This is a genomic window from Nocardia huaxiensis, assembly GCF_013744875.1.
Lineage (GTDB): Bacteria > Actinomycetota > Actinomycetes > Mycobacteriales > Mycobacteriaceae > Nocardia > Nocardia huaxiensis.
Window position 1 is genome coordinate 2,911,683 of sequence record NZ_CP059399.1, and the last position, 20,855, is coordinate 2,932,537.

Annotated in this window: 19 protein-coding genes; 10 read left to right on the forward strand and 9 right to left on the reverse strand. The window is 67.6% G+C overall.

The genetic code is table 11. The features are described from left to right. The first annotated feature begins 68 nt into the window (after positions 1-68). The 6 genes from H0264_RS12970 (at position 69) to H0264_RS39000 (ending at position 6,427) form a co-directional block, all read left to right on the forward strand. Positions 69-728 (forward strand): phosphate signaling complex PhoU family protein, encoded by a 660-nt coding sequence (locus tag H0264_RS12970; RefSeq protein WP_181584184.1) that lies wholly within the window; start codon positions 69-71, stop codon positions 726-728. Positions 729-871: 143 nt separating this feature from the next. Continuing rightward, the gene (locus tag H0264_RS12975; RefSeq protein ID WP_181585509.1) at positions 872-3,289 is read left to right on the forward strand and encodes an MFS transporter; all 2,418 of its coding nucleotides are present in this window, start codon (positions 872-874) and stop codon (positions 3,287-3,289) included. 208 nt (positions 3,290-3,497) lie between these two features. After that, complete coding sequence (locus tag H0264_RS12980; RefSeq protein ID WP_181584185.1) at positions 3,498-3,929, forward strand: MFS transporter; 432 nt, start codon at positions 3,498-3,500, stop codon at positions 3,927-3,929. Between the two features lie 56 nt (positions 3,930-3,985). Next, a complete protein-coding gene (locus tag H0264_RS12985; RefSeq protein WP_181584186.1) occupies positions 3,986-4,885 on the forward strand; it encodes an SGNH/GDSL hydrolase family protein in 900 nt (299 codons plus the stop codon). 145 nt (positions 4,886-5,030) lie between these two features. Next, on the forward strand, positions 5,031-5,441 hold the full coding sequence (locus H0264_RS12990; protein ID WP_181584187.1) for a hypothetical protein: 411 nt from the start codon (positions 5,031-5,033) through the stop codon (positions 5,439-5,441). Between the two features lie 218 nt (positions 5,442-5,659). Then, positions 5,660-6,427, forward strand: coding sequence for a DUF6319 family protein (locus H0264_RS39000; protein ID WP_181584188.1), 768 nt, complete (start codon positions 5,660-5,662; stop codon positions 6,425-6,427). 57 nt (positions 6,428-6,484) lie between these two features. Here the strand turns inward: H0264_RS39000 and H0264_RS13000 are convergent, their stop codons facing one another. Together H0264_RS13000 and H0264_RS13005 are read right to left on the reverse strand one after the other, a co-directional pair. Then, the gene (locus H0264_RS13000) at positions 6,485-6,916 is read right to left on the reverse strand and encodes an excalibur calcium-binding domain-containing protein (RefSeq protein WP_181584189.1); all 432 of its coding nucleotides are present in this window, start codon (positions 6,914-6,916) and stop codon (positions 6,485-6,487) included. Between the two features lie 40 nt (positions 6,917-6,956). After that, a complete protein-coding gene (locus tag H0264_RS13005) occupies positions 6,957-8,474 on the reverse strand; it encodes a GGDEF domain-containing protein (protein WP_231083007.1) in 1,518 nt (505 codons plus the stop codon). 251 nt (positions 8,475-8,725) lie between these two features. On the opposite strand from H0264_RS13005, the gene galK reads away from it, so the two are divergent. Further along, on the forward strand, positions 8,726-9,895 hold the full coding sequence (gene galK / locus H0264_RS13010; RefSeq protein ID WP_181584190.1) for a galactokinase: 1,170 nt from the start codon (positions 8,726-8,728) through the stop codon (positions 9,893-9,895). Here galK and H0264_RS13015 read toward each other — a convergent pair whose 3' ends face one another. From H0264_RS13015 to H0264_RS13040, 6 genes are all read right to left on the reverse strand, one after another. Further along, positions 9,896-10,600, reverse strand: a complete 705-nt coding sequence (locus tag H0264_RS13015; protein WP_181584191.1) for a DUF8020 domain-containing protein — start codon at positions 10,598-10,600, stop codon at positions 9,896-9,898. 134 nt (positions 10,601-10,734) lie between these two features. Beyond that, positions 10,735-12,210, reverse strand: a complete 1,476-nt coding sequence (locus H0264_RS13020) for a PepSY-associated TM helix domain-containing protein (RefSeq protein WP_338040146.1) — start codon at positions 12,208-12,210, stop codon at positions 10,735-10,737. 156 nt (positions 12,211-12,366) lie between these two features. Then, positions 12,367-12,942 (reverse strand): hypothetical protein, encoded by a 576-nt coding sequence (locus tag H0264_RS13025; RefSeq protein ID WP_181584192.1) that lies wholly within the window; start codon positions 12,940-12,942, stop codon positions 12,367-12,369. 207 nt (positions 12,943-13,149) lie between these two features. Then, positions 13,150-14,811 (reverse strand): acyl-CoA synthetase, encoded by a 1,662-nt coding sequence (locus H0264_RS13030; protein WP_181584193.1) that lies wholly within the window; start codon positions 14,809-14,811, stop codon positions 13,150-13,152. Between the two features lie 224 nt (positions 14,812-15,035). Beyond that, complete coding sequence (locus H0264_RS13035) at positions 15,036-16,697, reverse strand: acyl-CoA synthetase (RefSeq protein ID WP_181584194.1); 1,662 nt, start codon at positions 16,695-16,697, stop codon at positions 15,036-15,038. A 123-nt stretch (positions 16,698-16,820) separates the two neighbouring features. Next, on the reverse strand, positions 16,821-17,666 hold the full coding sequence (locus H0264_RS13040) for an SDR family NAD(P)-dependent oxidoreductase (RefSeq protein ID WP_181584195.1): 846 nt from the start codon (positions 17,664-17,666) through the stop codon (positions 16,821-16,823). Between the two features lie 105 nt (positions 17,667-17,771). Here H0264_RS13040 and H0264_RS13045 point away from each other — a divergent pair, with 105 nt between their 5' ends. The 3 genes from H0264_RS13045 (at position 17,772) to H0264_RS13055 (ending at position 20,342) form a co-directional block, all read left to right on the forward strand. Beyond that, entirely contained in the window at positions 17,772-18,557 is a 786-nt protein-coding gene (locus H0264_RS13045; RefSeq protein ID WP_181584196.1) for a helix-turn-helix transcriptional regulator, read from the forward strand. 25 nt (positions 18,558-18,582) lie between these two features. Next, the gene (locus H0264_RS13050; protein ID WP_181584197.1) at positions 18,583-19,395 is read left to right on the forward strand and encodes an SDR family oxidoreductase; all 813 of its coding nucleotides are present in this window, start codon (positions 18,583-18,585) and stop codon (positions 19,393-19,395) included. Between the two features lie 89 nt (positions 19,396-19,484). Next, complete coding sequence (locus tag H0264_RS13055; protein ID WP_181584198.1) at positions 19,485-20,342, forward strand: S1/P1 nuclease; 858 nt, start codon at positions 19,485-19,487, stop codon at positions 20,340-20,342. 60 nt (positions 20,343-20,402) lie between these two features. On the opposite strand, the gene H0264_RS13060 is transcribed toward H0264_RS13055, so the two are convergent. Then, positions 20,403-20,804: a hypothetical protein gene (locus H0264_RS13060; RefSeq protein WP_181584199.1), complete on the reverse strand. Its 402-nt coding sequence runs from the start codon at positions 20,802-20,804 to the stop codon at positions 20,403-20,405. Between the last annotated feature and the right edge of the window lie 51 nt (positions 20,805-20,855).

The following is a 20,855-nucleotide window of genomic DNA, read 5'->3' on the forward strand; positions in this document are numbered from 1 at the left end:
TCGTTCGCGGGCAAAAGATTTCCCCGCGATACTGTGCAGGGGTGCTTGTGGGCGGACAAACTATGCGGGTGCGGACGAAATTCTCCATCGAGCTCATGGCTCTGACCGATGAGCTGGCGCATATGGCCCGGCTGACCCATGAGGCGGCCGAGCGGACATCGGCGGCGCTGGCCGGAAGCGATCTCACCGCCGCGTACGAGGTGTTCGCGCTCGAGGAGCAGATTCAGGTCGAGCACGCCAAGTGCGAGGACCGGTCGGTCATCCTGCTGGCGCTGGAGGCTCCGGTGGCGCGGGATCTACGGCATGTGGTGACCGCCATGCAGATCGCCGATGACCTGCTGGCGGTGAGCGACGCGCTCAGCCGGGTCGCCGACAATGTGGTCCGGCGTTATCCGGAACCCGTTGCGCCACAGCACGTCGTGGACCTGCTGGTGGAAATCGCCGGGGCCGCAATAACAATCGTCGAGACCGTGGTGGGAGTCATTGCCGCACAGAGCCCGCCGCGCGATCAGGTGCTGGTGACCCGCGACGAGCGCATGGACCGGTTGCGCGCAGAGGTGCTGGAGATCGCCGCCGACGCCGAGTGGTCGCACGGGTCGGCCATGGCCATCGATCTGGCCATGCTGGTGCACCACTACGGCCGGTGCGTGGACCACAGCGTCCGGGTCGGGCGGCTCATCCGGTTCTTCCACACCGGGATTCCGCTGTACGCACAAGTGGAGGCATAACCTCCCCCGGCCCGTTCGTCGGATTTCGGGTCCGGGTAGGCTGCGGAATTGCTTCATGGCGAGGTCTTTTCGAGTAGCACCGCAGGTACGGACACCCGAATCCGACAAGGGCCCCAAACATGACGAATGTCACCGCCCGGGCAATGCCGCAGCAGGTGAGAGCCCGGGAGTTCGACCCTGATCCGAATGCCGTTCCGGCGCAGTCGTTGTCGCACCGGCAAATCTTGACCGTTTTGTCCGGACTATTGCTGGGCGTATTCCTGGCCGCGCTGGATCAGAACATCGTGAGCGTGGCGATCGTGCGAATCGCCAACAGCCTGCACGGATTCGACCAACAAGCCTGGGCCACCACGGCATACCTCATCACCGCCACCATCAGCACCCCGCTGTACGGCAAGCTCGCCGACATCTACGGCCGAAAACCCTGCTACCTCATCGCCATCGGGGTGTTCATCCTCGGCTCGATCGCCTGCACCTTCGCCGGCACCATGTATCAGCTCGCGGGATTCCGTGCGGTACAGGGCATCGGCGCCGGCGGGCTCATGTCGCTGGCCTTCACCATTATCGGCGATATCGTCCCGGCCCGCGAAAGAGTGCGCTACCAGGGCTATTTCATGATGGTCTTCGGCATCGCCACGGTGCTCGGGCCAGTCCTGGGCGGCTTCTTCTCCAATGCCGACCAGCTGCTGCGGCTGGAGGGCTGGCGCTGGGTGTTCCTGGTGAACGTGCCCATCGGCCTGGCCGCCATGCTGGTGGTGGCCAGGTTCCTGAACGTGCCGTTCCAGCGGCGGCCCCAGCGCATCGACTGGCTGGGCGCGATCACGCTCACCATGGCCACGGTCCCGATGCTGCTGGTCGCGCAGGAGGGCCGGGAGTGGGGCTGGCGGTCGGATCGCGCGCTGCTCTGCTACGGCATCGCGGCGGCCGGGCTGGTGCTGTTCCTGCTGGCCGAGTTCTTCATGAAGGAAGCCGCGCTGATTCCCCTGCGGCTCTTCCGCAGTGGGACGTTCTCGGTGGCCATCCTCGGCGGATTCATCGTGGGCGTGGCCATGTTCGGCGCGATCATTCTGGTGCCGCTGTATTTCCAAGTGGTGCGCGGATATTCGCCGACGGCGGCCGGGCTGTTCATGCTGCCGCTGGTGCTGGGCATCATGGTCGGCGCGCAGATCGCCGGGCTCATCACCAAATACACCGGACGCTACAAGGTCCTGCCGATTCTGGGGTCGCTCATCATTGCCGCCGGATCGGTGCTGTTCGCGCTGGTGCAGTACGACTCGCCGCTGTGGCAGCCGCTGGTGTACTGCGGCGTCATCGGTTTCGGCCTCGGTTTCTGCATGCAGACGCTCATCATCGCCACCCAGAACGCCGCCCCGGCAGCGGATATGGGCGTGTCCACCGCGTCGGCCACCTTCTTCCGGCAGATGGGCGGCACGCTCGGGGTGGCGGCCTTCCTCACCATCCTGTTCAACCTGCTGCCCGATCGGATCATGCGCGCCTTCGGCGGAGCGCTGCCGCCGGGATTCGATGCGGCCCAGCTGAATCAGGTGCAGAGCAATACCGGCGATATCGCGGCATTGCCGGAGGCGGTGCGCGATCCGATCCTGATCGGGTTCACCGACGCCATGAGCGGAGTCTTCTATGTGGCCGCGGCGGTGGCGGCCCTGGCGGCGTTCGTGCTGCTGTTCATGAAAGAGCTTCCGCTGCACGATCTTCCGACGCCCGTCGCGGAGCTGCCGGTCGAGGAGGAACCGGAGCCCGAGGGCGAGCCGGTCGCGACGACCAGCGCACTCTCGATCGGCGGCGGCGTGCGGCGCGAGGACGGCCATGAGATACCCGACGCGGTGCTGACCCTGATAGACCAACGCGGACACCAGGTTTCGCGGGCGATCGGTGAGGAGGACGGTAGCTACATCATCGGTGTCCCGCGCGCCGGATCCTATGTGCTGATCGTCTCCGCGAACGGCTACCAGCCCTCGGCGGTCACCGTCACCGTCGGCCGCCGCCCGCATCAGCTCGATATCGCACTCATGGGTTCGGGTGAGGTCTCCGGGGTGATCCGGTCGGCGGAACGCGGTGTGCCCCTGGCGGATGCGACCGTCACCCTCACCGACGGCTACGGCGATGTGGTGGGCTCGGCCGTCACCACCGCCGAGGGCCGCTACGCCTGCCGGGGCGTGCTCGCCGGGACCTACACCCTGGTGGCGGTCGCCGAGCACATGCGCCCGGCCGCCATCAGCCTCACCGTGCCCGAGAGCGGAATGCTGCGCCACGACCTGGAACTCGCGCCCCGCGCCGTGCTCGCGGGCGCGGCGTGGACCGAGGGCGGCCTGGCGGTGCCGAACGCGCAGATCACCATTCTCGACGAGGCCGGCGACCTGATCGCCACCACCCGCACCGACGATCGCGGCCACTACAAGGTTCCCGACCTCGCGGAAGGTCGCTACACCGTCATGGCCCGCGGCTACCCGCCCGCGTTCAGTCGGGTCACCGTCGCCGATGGTGAAGTCGCGCACGATGTCCTGCTCGGCTACGAACGCGCCGAGTCCGTGGACCGCGTGTGACCGAACCGGTGCGCACCGGTGCTCCGGCCGTGCCTGATCCAGCGCGAATCGCGGTGCGCAAGGCCGTGATTCGGCTGCTGCCGTTCCTGGCGCTGCTGTACTTCGTGAACTATCTGGATCGGGTGAACATCGGGTTCGCGGGGCCCAATGGGATGAAAGCCGATCTGGGACTCACGGATACGGCGTTCGGGCTGGGCTCATCAATGCCGTGCCGTACCTGGTCGCCACGGTGGCCATGGTGTGGTGGGGCCGTTACGCCGATCGGTTCGACGGCGGCGGATGGCATGTGGCGCTCCCGGCTCTGGTTGGGGGAGTGGCCATTCCGGTGGCCCTGTACCTCGGCAACCCCTTCGCCGCCATGGTCGCGGTGACCGTGTGCACGGTGGGCGTGCTGTGCGCCCTGTCGGCGTTCTGGGCGCTGCCGGGCGGGTTCCTGTCGGGTGCGGCGGCGGCCGGTGGCATCGCCTTCATCAACTCGATCGCGAACTCGGGTGGGTTCGCCGCACCGTATGTGACCGGCTGGCTGCGCGATTGGACGGGCAGTCAGCGCGTGGGCATGTGGGTGGTGGGCGGCTGCCTGGTGGTGGCGGGCCTGGGAATCCTGCGGATTCACCGCGCACACCGCCCGACCGGCTGTTAGGTTCGCGCTGGACGACGGTCCAGGATTGCGCCGGGCCGGGTGAGGGGAAGTCGGACATGAGAATCTCGCGCGTGGTGGCCGCGGTGGTGGGTGCATCCGGAATTCTGGCGACGGCTCTGCTGCCCGTCGCTCACGCGGACCCGGACGATGCCGGCACCGGCTTCAACGAGTATGTGGCACTGGGTGATTCATGGGCGGCCGATGCCACGCTGAGTCAGATCACCACCGTCTTCACGCCCGCGCAGTGCGTGCAGAGCGCACGCAACTATGCCAAGCAGGTGGCCGCCACCCTGAACATCCCGGTCTTCCGCGACGCCACCTGCGGCGGCGCCACCACCAAGCACATGACCGCACCGCAGACCGGCACGCTCGGCACCAACGCCCCGCAGTTCGATCGGCTGACCGAGACCACCGATCTGGTGACCCTCGAAATCGGCGGCAATGACGCGGAATTGGCCGCCACGGTCATGACGTGCGTGACCCTCGATCCCGCTGCGACGCCCTGCCGCGACCGCATGGTCGTGGACGGCGAGGACCGCATGTCGCGCAATCTCGCCGCCACCGCCAACCGGGTGATCGCGACCATCGCGGGCATTCGCGAGCGCGCGCCGCAGGCCCGCATTCTGCTGCTGGACTACTTCCAGGGCGTGGATCTGGACGGCGGTTGCTTCCCGGAGATCCCGATCTCCGACGGTGACGCGATCTGGCTGGGCCACAAGCTGCTCGAATTGCACCAGACCCTCGCGTGGGTGGCCGAGACCACCGGCGTCGATTTCGTGAACACCTACGACGGCAGCGCCGGACACGACGCGTGTCAGCCGGTCGGTACGCGCTGGGTTGAGGGGCTGCTGCCCTTCTCCGGCAATCCGATCGGGCTCGCGGTGCCGTTCCATCCCAACCAGCTGGGCGCGGACTATCAGGCCCGGCGGGTGCTGGAAACCCTTGGGGCGCGCTGACGTGCCGGTTCGCACCGTCAACGAGCGACACACCTACGCCGTCATGTGACGACACGCGGTGAGCGTGCGGTACTCTGCTGCCCGCAGCTAATTAGCGGCAATGGTAGTTGCGGGGGCGGAAGTGCGCGGTGGAACGGGAGATTCGATGATCGCCCCTGGTCTGAGGCTCGCCGGTACCCGGCGGCTCACGTCGATTCTGCTCGCGGCCGGATGTGCCGCGCTGCTGCCCGGCTGTGCGCAGCAGCGCCCGGCCGACGAACCGGGAACCGAGACCACCGACGCCGCCGCGCGCCGCAGCGCGTTCCTCACCGCGTGCACGGGCACGGCCGTGGGCTGGGAGGCCACCGCGGTGGTGAGCAATCTCGATCAGGTCGATCACCGGTATCTGGTGGTGATCAGTTTCCTGACACCGGAATCGACGCTGCTGGAACGCACCACCACCGAGGTGCGGGTGGGCGCCGGGGCCACGCAGGGCTTCGTCACCGAGACCCGGCTGGATCCGGTCAATCGCCCGCAGACCGTCCAGTGCGAACTGCGCGGCGTGCAACAGCTGTGAAAAGTTGCGCGGGGGTGGTGGTCCGGGCCTAGGATCGGTGCCGCCGGTCATGCTCGCAGGCCGCATCGATCGAGTCGGAACACGCAGATCAGACGGATAGCTGAAGGTTCGCGAACCCGTGCGGTGGTGGCGGGGCGGATTCTCCGGATGTGGATTTGTCGGTGCCATGGTGCATGCTCTTGGCACGCAGATGTCCGACCGTCCGCCCGGAGAGCCCAATGTCGTCCCGTACCACCAAGCCACTGCCCTTGTCGGAGACCGAAATTCGGCACATCGCCGAACAGATCGACGCCGGCCGTCCGCCCATGGTGTGGTTCACGGCCGCGGCTGTCGGCGTGCCGGAAGGCCGTTCCGGAAAGGTGATTTCGCTCGGCGATCCGTCCGAGGGTGATTACCTGCAGGTGAAGCCGACCGGTTCCAAAGATGTGCTGTCGTTCGGCCCCACCGAGGTGACCCTGACCAAGCCGGCCCGCCCCACCGCGGCCGCCGGTGCGAAACAGAAAACGGCAACCAGGAAGGACTCCACAGTGACCATGTCGTCGCCCGTGACGGCCCCGGCGGCCCCGCCGAGCGTGCCCGCCCCCGTGCCTGCCCCGGCCCCGAAAGTCGAGGCGCCGCAGCCCGCTACGGACGCCGCACCCGCCGCGGAGTCCAAGCCGGGCGCGGCCAAGCCCGCCGCCAAGCCCAAGCCCGCCGCCTCCGCGGCCGCCCGCAAGCCCAAGGCTCCGGAGGTCACGGTCACCCTCAGCGGCACCGCCGACGGCGAGTGGACCCTCGATGTGGTGAACGGCAAGAAGCGCACCATCAAGGGCCTGTCGGTGCCGAGTTCGGCTGTGTCGCAGGCGGCCAAGCTGCTGCACCCCGAGGTGGCCGAGGTGGTCGACGGCGTGCTGGAGGCCGTGCGGTCCTCGCAGCGCGCCAAGGTCGAGCAGTTGCAGGCCGAGCTCGAGAACGCCCGTCGGCTACTCGACGAGCTGGCCGGCTAGTTAGAACTCCCGGTCATCCCGCTGGGCCGATCGGCCCACCGGGATGGCGAGGGTTGTTCAGTCGCAGGCGATTCCGTCGCCGTCGGGATCCAGCACCGGGTTGAACCCGGGCGCGCCACGCAGTAGCGGAGCGGCCCCGTTGCGTTCGACGTCCGCGCAGCTGAGGTAGAGGCCCGGCTGGAATCCCAAGCCGCGCACGAGCGCTTCGATGCCCGCCGCGATGCGCGGTCCCATCATCCCGACGCGTTCGCCGAACTTGGCCGAACCGCTGTTGGGGTTGTACGCCGAACCCGTTCCGGGAGTGGCCGAGCCGGAGTTGGCCGACCCCGAGGCCGAACCCGTGACGAGGGCCGTGGCCGAGCCGGAATCGGACGAGCCCACCGGAATCGCGAGCGCGGTGGCCGAGGAGCCCGCGATCAAGGCCGCGGCGAAGAGCAGTGTGGTGGTGTAGCGCAGGGTAGTGGTATGACGACGTGTGGCGAACTGCATGAAAACCTGAATATCCGTGCGGTGACAACGATTACCGATGTCAGACCGCGGACTCCCGTCGCCACGTGCGCGGTCCGGACTCCGGATGACCGTGCCTGAGATCATCATGGAAAACGTACCCGAGCGAATACTCCTTCGCGTGGTACATGGCCGAATCCGCTTCTCGCAGAAGCTCGTACACGGTGACGTCGCCACGCGTGCCGCTGTAGGCGATGCCGATGCTGGCCGCGATGCGCACCTCGGCCGCACTCAGTTCGAAGGGCTCCCCGAGGGTGGTCAGCAGCCGTTCGGCCAGCAGCAGCGCCTGCTGCCGGGCCAGCGGGGCCAGCACCACGAATTCGTCGCCGCCGTAGCGCGCGGCCGCATCGTCGCGGCGGATGATGCGCCGAATCCGCGCCGCCGCATTGGCGATGAGCTCGTCGCCGACCGCGTGCCCGTAGTTGTCGTTGACCCGCTTGAAGCCGTCCAGGTCTATGAACAGCAGCGCGAGCGGTTGCTCACCCCACCGCTCCCGATTGCGATGCAGGGCCCGCAGCAGGGCGGCGCGGTTCAGCAGTCCGGTGAGCATGTCGTGATCGGCCTGGTACTGCGCGCGCCGTTCGCTGCGGGCGCTGCGCTCGATGGCGCGTTCACTGCGTAGCAGCACACCGGCCAGCAGCAGCGCGAACAGTGACGAAACCACCACGCGGTCCATCATTTCCAGGCTGGAGCCGACCACCGGCACCAGCGCGGCCACGATCATGATGATGGCGATGATGCTGGCCCGCTGCCGCGACCGGTGCGCGTGGATATCGCGTGGCCCGCCCAGCACCACCATGCTGGGGTGCAGCGCCGCCGCGCCGGCCAGCATGTAGGCGAATTGCAATGGCATGAGCAGGAACTCGCGGCTCAGATCGGCCGAGCCCACCATCTCCAGGTTGTAGCCGAGATCACCGACGAGAATGACCAGCATGGCCACATACACCAGGCGCAGCGAGGTTTCCGAGCGCGCCGAGGTGACGATGGAATGCGCGACCACGGTGAGCAGCAGCGCGTCCACCACCGGATAGCTCACGGCCACAATGGTGGTGAGGTCGACCGCGGTGGCCTTGTGCAGCATGGGGGAGATCAGGAAGGTCCACGACACCAGCAGCGCGCCCAGGCCGATCAGCCCGGAATCCAGTAGCAGGTCGTGATCGGTGCTGTTCTGCCGGGGGCGTAGCCACAGCACCGCCGCCATGCCGAGGAAGCAGTACCCGCTGAGGGTGAACAGATCGTCGAAGGGATGCCGCTGCCAGTCGCTGATTTCGCGCAGCACGGTGCCGACGGTGACCTGCACCACCGAGGCGGAAAGCAGATACCAGGGCACGGTGTGCCGGGGCCGGTACCGGTGCATGCCCACGCCGATCATGACCAGGCTGAGGGTGACCGAACCGATGAGCGTGGCCAGCGCGAGGGTGTGGGATTTGAAGATCAGCGGTAAGGCGACGATCAGAAGGCCGGAGTAGAACAGCACGGAACGCCAACAGACCTTGAACCGCCGACCGGACTCACCGGCCGGTGTTGTGCCTGTTCCCACCAGCCCCCCTTTGCCGCTCCATTCCCGAAGACCGTGCCACGCACCGACCCCTCGAACAGTGCTCGAAGGGGCTTTCGGTGATCATGAACCGAGTACTGCTGTACGAGCATAGGACCCAGTGGACGACGGGACAGCGCTGGCCGGGAGTACTGCCGTCCAGATCTGGGTAACCAAGTCGATCATGGCACGAATTTCCGCGCCGCGTATCCCTGTTGGCGGAACCCGCAGTCTCGCTTTTCGCGAGACTCGTTATGCTCCCTGCCAATCCGAAGCGTACGGCCTGGACGACCTTTCGACAGGAGTTGCAGGTGGAAGCCACAGCGGGACGATGGCTCGCGCCCGGGCGCGTGAACCTCATCGGCGAGCACACCGATTACAACGACGGATTCGTCCTGCCGATGGCCTTGCCGCTGGGTGTGACCTGCGTCGCAGGAGTGCGCGGAGATGGCGTGGTGCGGTTGCGATCCCGGCAGCGCGCCGGTGAACCCATCGAGACCAGCACCGGCGCGCTCGGTGTTTCCGGATGGTCGGAACTGCCGGAGTGGTCGCACTATCCGCTGGGTGTACTGCGCGAATTCACCCGTCGCGGTTACGAGGTGCCGGGGGTGGACCTCGATGTCGACGGTACGGTGCCGATCGGCGCGGGCCTGTCCTCCTCGGCCGCGCTGTCGTGCTCGGTGGCCCTGGCCCTGCGTGACCTGTTCGCCCCCAGCGTTTCCGCCGCCGAGATCATCGATATCGCGCGCACGGCGGAGAACGTCTATGTGGGCGTGCCGACAGGCGTGCTCGACCAATCGGCCGCGATCCTGTGCACCGCCGGTCATGTCCTGTTCCTCGATGTGCGCACCGGCGAGCACGAGCAGATTCCCTTCGATCTGGAAGGATTCGGCCTCGAACTGCTCGTGATCGACACCGGCACGCCACATCGACTGGTGGACGGTGAGTACGCGCGTCGCCGCACCGAATGTGCCACCGCCGCTGAAGAACTGGACGTTCCGTTTCTGCGCGATGTCGCCTCGATCGACGACACCGATCGACTCACCGACCCCGTTCTGCGCCGCCGCGCCCGGCACGTCGTATCCGAAAACGCCCGTGTCCGAGCAGTTGCCGAACAATTGCGCACCGGCGGCGACCCACGCGCCATCGGCCCCGCCCTCACCGCCGGACACCGCTCGCTCCGCGACGATTTCGAAGTCTCCGCACCACCGCTGGACACCGCCGTGGACACCGCCACGGCCCAGGGGGCCTATGGCGCGCGGATGGTCGGCGGCGGCTTCGGCGGCAGCGTGATCGCCCTCGTGGACCGCGACACCACGTCGCGGGTCGTCAAGTCGATCCGGGAGGCGTTCTACGCCAGGGGTTTCCAGCCACCCCGGACCTTCGCGGTCACCCCTGCCGCCGGAGCGCATCGCCTGTCCTGACTACTTCGCCGCGGGAGTGAACGGCTGGTTGATCGTCGTGAAGTATTGCGCCGCAGCGAGAATCGCCACCGGGGCGGTCACGAAAATCTGGCCGAGCAGCGTGCCGAGGAAGCCCACGGTGCTCATGCCGATGATGCAGCCCACGGCCACGCCGCCCAGTGCGCCGAACATGGCGGTCAGCACGCCGGTCACGGTGCCCAGGGTGGCGCCTCCGATTACGCAGCCGATGGCCGCGCCGCCGAGTCCGCCGACCAGCGTGCCGATGCTCGCACCCATGCCGATGGTGCTGGTCATGCGGCTCCAGGCGGCCTGCTCGCGCTCGTACTCGGACTTCCACGGCGCGGAGTTCTCGTAGGGCAGCGCCACCGGCTTGTAGACCGCGTGCGCCAGGTCGAACTGCGGAGTGAGGGTGGCGACGCGGTCGTGGATCTCGGCGGCGATGGGGAACTCGAAATCGTCGACGCGGAACTTCAATTCGGTTCCGGCGACCGTGGTTCCATTGGCCGCCTTCACCTTGAAGACGCCGTCCTCGACCACCATGGACCCGGCATCGGTCTTGATGATGGCCTGGGACTCGGTATTGGTCGCCGCGTAGTTGATGGCCCCGTCCTCCGCGACTTCGGGTGCGGCGGAGGCGATTCCGCTGGTGACGGCGAGGGAGGCCGACAGCAGGGCAGCGGAGACGGCGAACTTGTTGATCTTCATCAGGGGGACATTCCTTGTGTCGGTGCAGTTCAGGGTGCTGCACGTGGAGCCGATCCCGTTCAACGGGATCCGGAGAAGAGTAGGGGTACCGGCGGCACCGCCCGGAGGCGGTGTCGCTCAATGGAATCGACGGTCTAGGCGGCCGAAGTGTGACTGCGGCGGGCAGCCAGGCCCACCAGCGCATCCACCACCAGGAAGCCGAGCAGCGGAATGCCGATCATCGGCACGTACCAGCTCACGAACAACGCGGCCGCGGCGAACGGCACCAGCACCGCGATCGGCGTCTGCCGCAGCGCGCCGCGGCGCGGGGCCCGGCCCGCGGACAGCTTCGACTCCTTGGTCGGCCGGCGCCGCCACCACATGAGGTAGCCGCGCACGATCACCGTGATCAGCCCGATCATGATGGCCAGCAGCAGCAACTGGTTCAGCAGCCCGAACATCAGGCCCATATGGAACTGGATGCCCCAGTTGGTGAGTTTGGCCATGAGCGGCCAATCCGAGTACCGCAGGATATCGGTGACATTGCCCGTGGACCCTTCCACCGCAATGGAATCCAGCGTCAGCACACCCGGGCGGCGCAGCTCCTTCGCGGTGAAGGCGGTGCCGTCCTTGGCCGGAATGCTGATCTCGAGCGGACCCTCCAGGCCGTTGGCGCGCGCGACTCCGTACACGGTGTCCACGAGTGCGGCCTTGTTCGGCGAGGGCGCGTCCGTCGGCGCCTTGCCGTGATCGGCGTGGTCACCGCCCGGGGGCATGGCGGGCATGGTCGAGCCCGGCAGCTTGGCGCTGACCGCCGGGGTCTTCCAGTTCATGGCCGCGCGCAGGTCCGCGACATTCTCACCGGCGTACTTCGACCAGGTCATGCCGGTGACCGACAGCAGCAGGATCACCGGCAGGATCCAGATGCCGACCGCCGCATGCCAGTTCAGCGTGCGAGCGCGCGGCTTGGACCGATCCGGCCGCAGCAGCCAGCCCGCCGAACGCTTCTCGCGGCGCGCCCGCACCCGGCGGTACCAGAGCACCAGCCCGGCCAGCGCCACCAGCCACATCCAGGACGCGGCGATCTCGCTGTAGTAGCGACCGACGTCGCCCAGGTGCAGATCCTTGTGCAGCTTGTCGATCCAGGTGCGGGTGGGCAGCGCGCCCGAACTGCCGTAGACGACGCTCTCGCCGACCGGCTGCGCGGTGACGGGATCGACGAACACGGCCCGCCGCTCGGAGGCCCCGAGCGTCGGATCGTTGAAGATGACCCGGGTGGTGTCGCCCTGGTTCTGGGCCGGGGCGACCGCGCCGAGCGGCAGATCCGGCCGCAGTGCCGTGGCGGCGGCCACCTGCTCGGTCAGCGGCTTGGCCGGACCGGTCGAATCGGTGTGCAGCAGTCCGCGATCCACGACGGACTCGAGCGTGGGGGAGATCGCGTACAGCGCACCGGTGACGGCCGCGATCAGAATGAACGGTGCGATGAAAAGGCCTGCGTAGAAGTGCAGTCGCAGCATGAGCGCCTGGAAGGCGTTGCCCGCACCGCGTTTGCTCGACTGTTCTCTGGTTCGGGCAGGGGAGGGCGGCGGTGCCGAATCAAGCTGTTCGACACCGCTTTCTGTGATGGTCACAAGCGGTCTTTCCGTGTGTTCGAGGAACCCCGGCGCCGTGGCCGCTGATCAGGGCGTGCCGCGGTAGAGGTGTGCGGCACGGTCGATCAGCATCGGTTGCCGATACGGCGAAATCACACGAACGAGCTGGTCCGTGTGCCCGGGTGCAGGATGAAGTCAGACTCGAACGAGCGCGGGCGGACCGCGCGTGCGGAATGCGTCGGCCGCGAGGACGCGCAGCACGACCCGATCGCGATGACCGATCGGAAGTGCCGCCGGACCCGCGGGAACGGGCAGCGCCAGGGGAATCGGCAGCACCCACGACAGCACGGTGGTGACGATCCGATACGCGGCTTCCGCGCCGACGATCACCACGGCCGCGAAGACCGCCGCCACGGTGTGCGCGGCCAGCATGGCCGGACTCCACATCCCGGCGGAATGATGATGGTGGTGGCTCTGCCCCGGCGATCCCCACATCATGCTGACGTGCCCGAGCAGCTGCCCGCCCACCAGCGCGGCGACCAGGCCGAGCCAGGTGGTGCGTAGCGCGTTCACCCCCGAGACCAGCGCGCCCACCGCCGCCGACACCGCGATGAGCAGCGTCAGCGGCCCGGATTCCGGTGGCGCCGCCCCGGAAATCCAGCCGTGCGCCGCGACCGCGAGCGCCCCGGAAACGAGTCCGGCCGCCCCACCACGCAATACCGCAGCATCACTGCGAACATGCGCCGAGGGTCGGCCGGACTCGAAACTCACCGCCTGATGATAACGGAGCGTACGGGCTGGTTTCCGGGCCGCATGCGTCGATCCGGATGAACGCCCGTGCGGGATCCACCGTTGCGGCGACGGACCCGATCGCTCATCGGCTCCGCTCCGGTCAGGCGCGCCAGCCGCCGCACCGAACGAGAAAGCCTCCGGCGCGCACGCGGCACACCGGAGGCTTCGTGGCTGTGGCAGCCCGAATTACTCTGCGGGAACTTCCATTTCGATGAGCGGCTTGCGCAGCAGCTTGCCGGTGGCGTTGCGGGGCAGCTCGTCGAGGAAGATCACCTCGCGCGGGACCTTGTAGCGGGCCAGGTTCTCCTTGACGTAGTCCTTGAGTTCCTGGACGTCGCGCTTGGAGTCCGGGCCCGGAACGACGATGGCGCGCAGGCGCTTTCCGAAGTCGCGGTCGTCGACGCCGACCACGGCGGCCTCGAGCACGTCGGGGCGGTTGGACAGCAGGTTCTCGACCTCCTGCGGGAAGACGTTCTCGCCGCCGGAGACGATCATGTCGTCGTCGCGGCCGTCGATGAACAGCAGCCCGTCGTTGTCGAAGTGGCCGACGTCGCCGGAGGACATGAGCCCGTCCACATACTCCTTGGTGCGACCGTCGGTGTACTGCTTGAACGAGTGCCCGTTCTCGATGAAGATCGTGCCGGTCACGTTCGGCGCGGTGATGCGCTTGCGGTTCTCGTCGTAGAGCGCGATGCGGATGCCGACCGGCGGCTTGCCCGCGGTGGTCGGGGCCTTGCGCAGTTCGGCCGGCTGGGCGACGGTCATGACCGCGCACTCGGTGGAGCCGTACACGTTGTAGAGGCTGTCACCGAAGTAGTCGAGGGTGCGGGTGACCACGTCCGGCGGGATGGCCGAACCGGCGGCGAACAGCACGCGCAGGGTTTCGCTGGGCTTGTACTTCGCCAGAATCTCCGGCGGCAGGTCGAGGATGCGCTGCAGCATGGTGGGCACGACGACCAGGCCCTGCGCCCGATACTTCTGGATGTTCTGCAGGGTCAGTTCCGGGTCGAATCGCCGCTGCTGGAACACGACTCGGTTGCCGAGCGCGATGGCGATGGTGAACTGCGACAGGCCGGTGGCGTGGAAGATCGGCGCGGCCATGACGACGGTGCTGTTGCGCGGCAACGGAATCCGGTCCAGGAACTGCGCGGTAATGAACGGGCTCACCTTGTCGCGCGGCGCGCCCTTCGGGGTGCCGGTGGTGCCGCTGGTGAGGATGACCATGCCGCCCGGCTTCTCCGGCGGGGCCAGCGGCGCGATGGACTGCCCGGCCGCCACCGAGTCGATGGTCGGAATCGACGGGTCGGCATTGTCCTTGGCGTCGACCCAGGTCAGGATGCGCGGGATCTCGGCGGGGATGGCGCTCATGAGGTCGAAGAACTCGCTGTCGTGCAGCACCGCCTTGACCTTCTCGCGGGCGGCCACGTCGGCGAACTGCGGCTTGGCGAAGCCGGTGTTCATCAGCACCGCGCGCACGCCCAGCTTGCCGGCGGCGACCAGGCTCAGCACCATGCCGCGATGGTCGCGGGCCAGCACGCCGATCACATCGCCGGGGCCCAGGCCCTGCGCGGCGAGTCCGCGCGCGAAGGCGGTGGACTGCTGATCGATCTGCTCGAAGGTGAGCTCACCGGCCTCGTCCACGATGGCCGCCGCCTTGGGGCTGGTCTTGGCGGCGTGCGCCATGGCGCCCGCGAAGGGGCCGAACTTCAGCACGTTCACGGCCGAACGGACCGCGTGGTCGGGCCGCAGCGGGTTGAACAGTCCCCCTCGGACCATGGCATTGACGCTCAGCGCGGCATCGCTCGCCTTGCGTAGAACCGTGCCTGCCTGTGGAAGGGCAAGTGACATGGGTACAACCTTCCGCGATCCCCTGCCGGACGAGTCGGCTGACGGACCGCAACCTCGAGATCCAGTGCGGTGCTAACACTAGCAAGCACCGCGCCGAACAGTGTGGCCGAGGTCTCTGTAACCTGCGGTTTCGAATACATCGCGCAGGTCGTGGCGCGCGTGACAGGCCGATAGGGGGTCCGATCCGCCGGATAGGGGGCGCGGCCCGGTGGTTTCGCTGAGCGCTAGCTGCCGGCGGCGGGAGCCTCGAACTCGACCAGCACCCGGCGCAGCAACTTCCCGGTGGCATTGCGGGGCAGCTCATCCAGGAAGAACACATCGCGCGGCACCTTGTAGCGGGCCAGATTGTTCTTCACGAACAGCTTGATCTCGTCCGGATCCGGCTTCTCGCCGGGCTCGGCGACGATGAAGGCGCGCAGGCGTTTCCCGAACTCCGTATCGTCCACGCCGACCACCGCGGCATCGAAGACGTCGGTGCGCTCCAGCAGCAGATTCTCCACCTCCTGCGGGAAGACGTTCTCGCCGCCGGAGACGATCATGTCGTCGTCGCGGCCGTCCACGAAAAGCAGTCCGCTGTCATCGAAATGGCCGACATCGCCGGAGGACATGTAGCCGTCGATGATCTGCTTGTGCCGGCCGTCGGTGTAGCCCTTGAACGGTGCGCCCGAGCGGATGAAGATGCGACCGGTGACATTCTTGGCGCGAATGCGCTTGCCGTCGTCGTCGAACAGCGCCACCTCGCAGGTGATGGGGGAGCGGCCCGCCGTGCCGGGCGCGACGGCCAGATCCTCCGGCCGAGCCACCGTGGCCACCGCGCATTCGGTGGAGCCGTACAGGTTGTAGAGCACATTGCCGAACACCTCGGCGGTGCGGATGCTCAACTCCGGTGAGAGCGCCGAACCCGCGATGACAATGCCCTTCAGCGAAGAGGTGTCGTACTTTTCGCGGATCTTCGGATCCAGTTCGACCATGCGGTGCAGCATGGTCGGCACCGCGACCAGCATGTCCACCTTGTGCTCGGCGATCAGCCGCAGCGTCTGTTCGGCGTCGAAGCGCCGCGCCACCACCGTCTTGTTGCCCAGCGCCACGCCGACCAGCCAGGTGCCCAGCCCGGTGCTGTGGAAGATGGGGGAGACGATGAGCATGGTGCCCTGGCGCGGGAAGTCGATGCGGTCGATCATCTGCACCGTGGCCAGCGGGGTAACCTTGTCGCGCGGCGCGCCCTTGGGCAGGCCGGTGGTGCCGCTGGTGAGGATGATGAAGCCGCCCGGCTTCTTGGGCGCGGGCAGCGGCTCGCGGTTGTTGGCCGCCACCAGGGCATCGAGAGTTGTTGCGTTGGCGGGCAATTCGGTGCCCGCGTCGACCCAGGTGAGCACCCGCGGGAGGTCCGCCGGGAGGGCGTCGAGCAGTCCGAGGAATTCGCTGTCGTGCAGCACCGCCTTCACGTTCTCCCGCGTGCACACCTCCGCGAACTGCGGTTTGGCGAAGCCGGTGTTCATGAGGGCCAGACGCGCACCGAGCTTGCCCGCCGCCGCCATGGACAGCAGCAGTCCGCGATGGTCGCGCGCCAGGATGGCGATCACCATGCCCGGCTTGATGCCCATGCGCTGTAGTCCGCGCGCGATGGCATTGGACCGCTCGTCGAGTTCCCGATAGCTGAGCTCACCGGCCTCGTCCGCCAGCCCGATCGCATCCGGCCAGATCCGGGCCGCGTGCCGCACCATGGTCGCCTGCGGGCCGTACACCCGCGAATCCAGTGCGGTGCGCACGGTTTCGAGCGGCTCCTTCGGATCGCTCACCCCCTGCTCCCGCAACCGCTTCAGCCCCTTGAGGGCCTCCACGGTGTGCGTCATTCGCTGCTGCGCCGAATGCAGAACCGAGGCCATCGCGCCCACCTCCATTGACGTGCTGTTTTCGCCCGCCGCGGCGACGGGTTGTCGCCACGGTAGCAGTGGAGTGTGACCGTCGTTACACAAATTCGGTCAGAACGGACACGGTTTGGTCTGTGCTCAGTCGGCGACCGGATCCAGTCCGGTATTCAGGCCGAGCTCGGCGGTGGCGTCGAGATCCGCGGCGACGGCGGCCAGCTTGCCGCGGATCGCCTGCACCGCATCCGGGCCCAGGGCCAGGCGCAGCGGCGGATTCGGTTGTCCCACAGTGGTGATCACCGCGGCGGCGGCCTTGGCCGGATCGCCCTCCTGCTGCTGATCCGAGGCGGGCAGGCCGTCGCGAATCGCGCCCACGGTGTCGGTGTAGTCGGCGATGCCGGTGCTGATGGTCAGCGCCGCGGGCTTGGCGAAACTGGTGCGGAACGCGCCCGGCTCCACGATCAGCACCTGGATGCCGAGCGGATTCACCTCCGCCGCAAGGGCTTCGCTGGCCAACTCGAGCGCACCCTTCGCCGCGGAGTAGATGCCGACCCCCGCGAAGGACATGAACCCGCCCATGCTGCTCACCTGCACGATCGCGCCACTGCGGCGTTCGCGCATCTGCGGCAGCACCAGCTGGGTCAGCCGCAGCGGACCGTGGAACATGACCTCCATGGCATCGCGCAGGTCGGCCTCGGCGGTCTCCTCGATCGCGCCGACGATCCCGTAGCCCGCATTGTTCACCAGCACATCGATGCGCCCGGCCTCCTTCACCGCGCGCTCGGCGGCCTGCGCGTCCCGCACGTCCAGGGCCACCACGGTCACCCGATCCGGATGCGCGGCAACCACATCCGCCATGCTTTCCGGACGCCGTACGGCCGCGATCACGTGGTCCCCGGCCTCCAGCGCCGCCTGGGTGAAGGCCGCACCGAATCCGCTGTTGGCTCCGGTGATCAGCCAGCGGCGCGGGGTGGTCTGTGCACTCATGGTCGATCCTTCGCTCGAGTCCCGGGCGGCTTGCCCGAGGTCCTGCGAACAACAGTGCCCTCCGCCCTGCTCGCCCGGTATGGCCCAAAGGTGGAAAATCGATCCGTGACTGGAGCTTTGAGCGATCCCGTTCGCCGTCCGCGCCCGCTGCCGGAGGGCGAGCCGCTGTCCGCCGAGGACCACCGGCGCGTGCTGGGCGTCCTCGAATCCGTCGACCGGGCAAGCGATCTCCCGGAATTCCGGGAACGCCTGATCCATGCCCTGCGCACCTGGTTCGGCTTCACCGGAGTAGCTGTGCGACACGGTAGTTCACTGCCCGAAGCCCTCCGCGAGGGCTGCGGTGTGCTCGGCGGTTACACCCCCGAGTTCCTGACGGAATACGAAGAGCGCTGGGTGAACTCGGACCCCCTGCGCAGCGAGCACACCGCGAACCTGCTCATATCCCGCGGCGTCGCCCGCCTCAGCGACATCGCCCCCGACTCGACCTTCCTGCGTGACTTCCTGCGCCCCAACGGAATCACCGACAAGGCCGTCATGGTGGTGGACGCGGGCCCGGCCGGTGTGGTGTTCGTCGGCATGGCGGTCTGCGACGCCCCTCGCGTCCCCGAACGCGACCTGGCCGTCCTGCACACCCTGCGCCGACACCTCACCCCACTGGCCACCGAGCAGCTCTCCCGAGACCACGACCGCCGCGCCATCGGCGCGAATTGGCAACTCACACCGCGAGAATGGGACGTCGCCGACCTGGCGGCCCAGGGCCTCACCAACCGCCAGATCGCCGAACGCCTCTTCATCGGCGTCGACACCGTCAAGAAACACCTGACCCGAGTCCTCGCCGAAACCTCCTGCACCTCCCGCACCCAACTGGCCCTGCGTTTCGCCGCCGCGTGACCGGTCCGCGCCGCAGAATCGGTGAATGACAGAGCAATTCGACTTCTCCGGTCGCACGGTCTTCGTGGCGGGCGGTACCAGCGGGATCAATTTGGGTGTGGCGCAGGCCTTCGCTCGTGAGGGTGCGGCGGTGGCGGTACTGTCCCGCAGTCCCGTCAAGGTCGAGGCGGCCGTTGCCACTCTCGCCGAATACCGGGTGCCCGCAGTGGGTTTCGCCGCAGATGTGCGGGAGTACGACGCGGTTGCAGAGGCCATGTCGGCTGCCAGTGATCAGTTGGGCGAGTTCGACGTCCTGGTCTCCGGTGCGGCGGGAAACTTTCCCGCCACTGCGCGGGACATGTCCGCGCGCGCTTTCGCCGCCGTCGTCGATATCGACCTGAAAGGCACCTTTCACGTTTTGCGTGCGGCCTATGAGCACCTTCGTAAGCCGGGCGCGACCGTCATCAATATCTCCGCGCCCCAATCCAGCATCGCCATGGAACTTCAGGCTCATGCCTGTGCGGCGAAGGCCGGCGTCGACATGGTGACTCGTGTCTGCGCTCTGGAGTGGGGTCCCGTCGGCATCCGCGTGAATGCCATTGCCCCCGGCCCGATATCCGGCACCGAGGGCATGGCCCGCCTGGCTCCCACCCCTGAACTCGAGAGTCTCGTCACCGACTCCGTGCCGCTGGGCCGTTACGGTGTCGCGCAGGAGATCGCCGACTGCTGTCTGTGGCTGGCATCGCCTATGGCCTCCTATGTCACCGGCGCGGTGATCCCTGTCGACGGCGGCTGGTCCCTGGGTGGCGCATCTCAGCTGTTCACCGGCATGCGAAAGCTCTTCTCCGGCAATCCGTGACCGCCGCCACCGCGCGGTGAGTTCGCCTGGAGTTTGCTTGCGCATAATGGCCGTCGCAGACACTCGTATGAGGACCGGACCCGCACACCATGAAAGGATCCGCACTCGTGCGACTCAGAGCAGCCACGGCAGCACTATGTGCGGTTGCCGCAACCCTGTTGGTCTTTCCCCCGTCCGCGAACGCGTGGGGCACGCAGGGGCACAACACCGTGGGCGCCATCGCCGACCTGCGCCTGAGTGCCACGGCCCGAACCGAGGTCTCCCGCCTCCTTTCCGGCGAGCCCGACCCCACCCTCGCAGGCGTCTCCACCTGGGCCGACGAGATCCGCGCCACCGACCCTGACCTCGGAAAGCGCTCCGCCCCCTGGCATTACGTGAACATTGCCGAGAACAACTGCGTTTACAACCCGGCGGTGAACGGCAATGACGGCTCGAATGTCATCGAGGCCCTGCGCACCCAATCCGCCACCCTCGCCGACCGCACCCAGCCGGATTCGGTCCGCCGCCAAGCCCTGAAGTTCATCGTCCACTTCACCGGCGACATCCACCAGCCCATGCACGCCGGCTACGCCCGCGACCGCGGCGGCAACAATATCGAACTCCGCTACCTCGGCAAGAACACCAACCTGCACGCGATCTGGGACAGCGGCCTGCTCGACACCCTTCAGCTAAACGACGCCGCCGAACTCGAACGCCTACTGTCCCTCCCCGCCCCCAACCTCCCTGCCGTACAAACGAATACCGCCCCCGTCCAATGGGCCCAATACAGCTGCCGCATCGCCCTCACCCCAGGCGTCTACCCCGACTCCTCCACCATCGGCGACGACTACACCCGCCAATTCCTCCCCATAGCCGAAACCCAGCTCCGCCTGGCGGGCGAACGCCTCGGCCAACTCCTCAACACCCTCCTGGACCCCACCGCCGGAACCATCGTCACCGGCTCCTGAACGCCGAAAACCGGTGCGAGACCCACAGTCTCGCACCGGTTTTCCTCACTGATTCAACTCCTACACGGTCCCGAGGGCGGCGCTGATCTTGTGAGCCATCGCGGCAACCGCAGGGGTCGGCTGCCCCTTGGCATAGGCGGCAGACTCGACGGCGATCGTGACGATGGTCTGGAAGTTGTCGGCCTCAGCAGGATCCTGAGCCCGCAGCAGTGCCACAGCCGCGCTCAACGCCGGCAACACCTGCTCGGCCAACTCCGCAGTGTTCTTGCCGGACAACTGAATATCCCGCGACTTCGCGGCAAGCACATGCCCGCACAGCCCGGTCGCCGAGGTCAACGCGATGGAAGCCCGCGAAACCCCCTTGTGCGGCGCCCCCGCCGCCGACATCAGCGACACCGCCCCATACGCAGCGGTCCGCAACGTGCTGTTGTCATGAGCGGTGAGAGTGACGGTGGCAGACATGATGTGTACTCCTTCGAAGCGGTGCTTGTCTCGGCCGATTCCGTTGTGGCT

Bases quoted from the DNA above. Each gene is read 5' to 3' on its own strand.
- H0264_RS13000 (WP_181584189.1), bottom strand. From the start codon at position 6,916: ATGCAGTTCGCCACACGTCGTCATACCACTACCCTGCGCTACACCACC.
- galK (WP_181584190.1), top strand. From the start codon at position 8,726: ATGCTCCCTGCCAATCCGAAGCGTACGGCCTGGACGACCTTTCGACAG.
- H0264_RS12975 (WP_181585509.1), top strand. From the start codon at position 872: ATGCCGCAGCAGGTGAGAGCCCGGGAGTTCGACCCTGATCCGAATGCC.
- H0264_RS13060 (WP_181584199.1), bottom strand. From the start codon at position 20,804: ATGTCTGCCACCGTCACTCTCACCGCTCATGACAACAGCACGTTGCGG.
- H0264_RS12985 (WP_181584186.1), top strand. From the start codon at position 3,986: ATGAGAATCTCGCGCGTGGTGGCCGCGGTGGTGGGTGCATCCGGAATT.
- H0264_RS13040 (WP_181584195.1), bottom strand. From the start codon at position 17,666: ATGAGTGCACAGACCACCCCGCGCCGCTGGCTGATCACCGGAGCCAAC.
- H0264_RS13015 (WP_181584191.1), bottom strand. From the start codon at position 10,600: ATGAAGATCAACAAGTTCGCCGTCTCCGCTGCCCTGCTGTCGGCCTCC.
- H0264_RS39000 (WP_181584188.1), top strand. From the start codon at position 5,660: ATGTCGTCCCGTACCACCAAGCCACTGCCCTTGTCGGAGACCGAAATT.
- H0264_RS13030 (WP_181584193.1), bottom strand. From the start codon at position 14,811: ATGTCACTTGCCCTTCCACAGGCAGGCACGGTTCTACGCAAGGCGAGC.
- H0264_RS13035 (WP_181584194.1), bottom strand. From the start codon at position 16,697: ATGGCCTCGGTTCTGCATTCGGCGCAGCAGCGAATGACGCACACCGTG.
- H0264_RS13050 (WP_181584197.1), top strand. From the start codon at position 18,583: ATGACAGAGCAATTCGACTTCTCCGGTCGCACGGTCTTCGTGGCGGGC.
- H0264_RS13055 (WP_181584198.1), top strand. From the start codon at position 19,485: ATGAAAGGATCCGCACTCGTGCGACTCAGAGCAGCCACGGCAGCACTA.
- H0264_RS12990 (WP_181584187.1), top strand. From the start codon at position 5,031: ATGATCGCCCCTGGTCTGAGGCTCGCCGGTACCCGGCGGCTCACGTCG.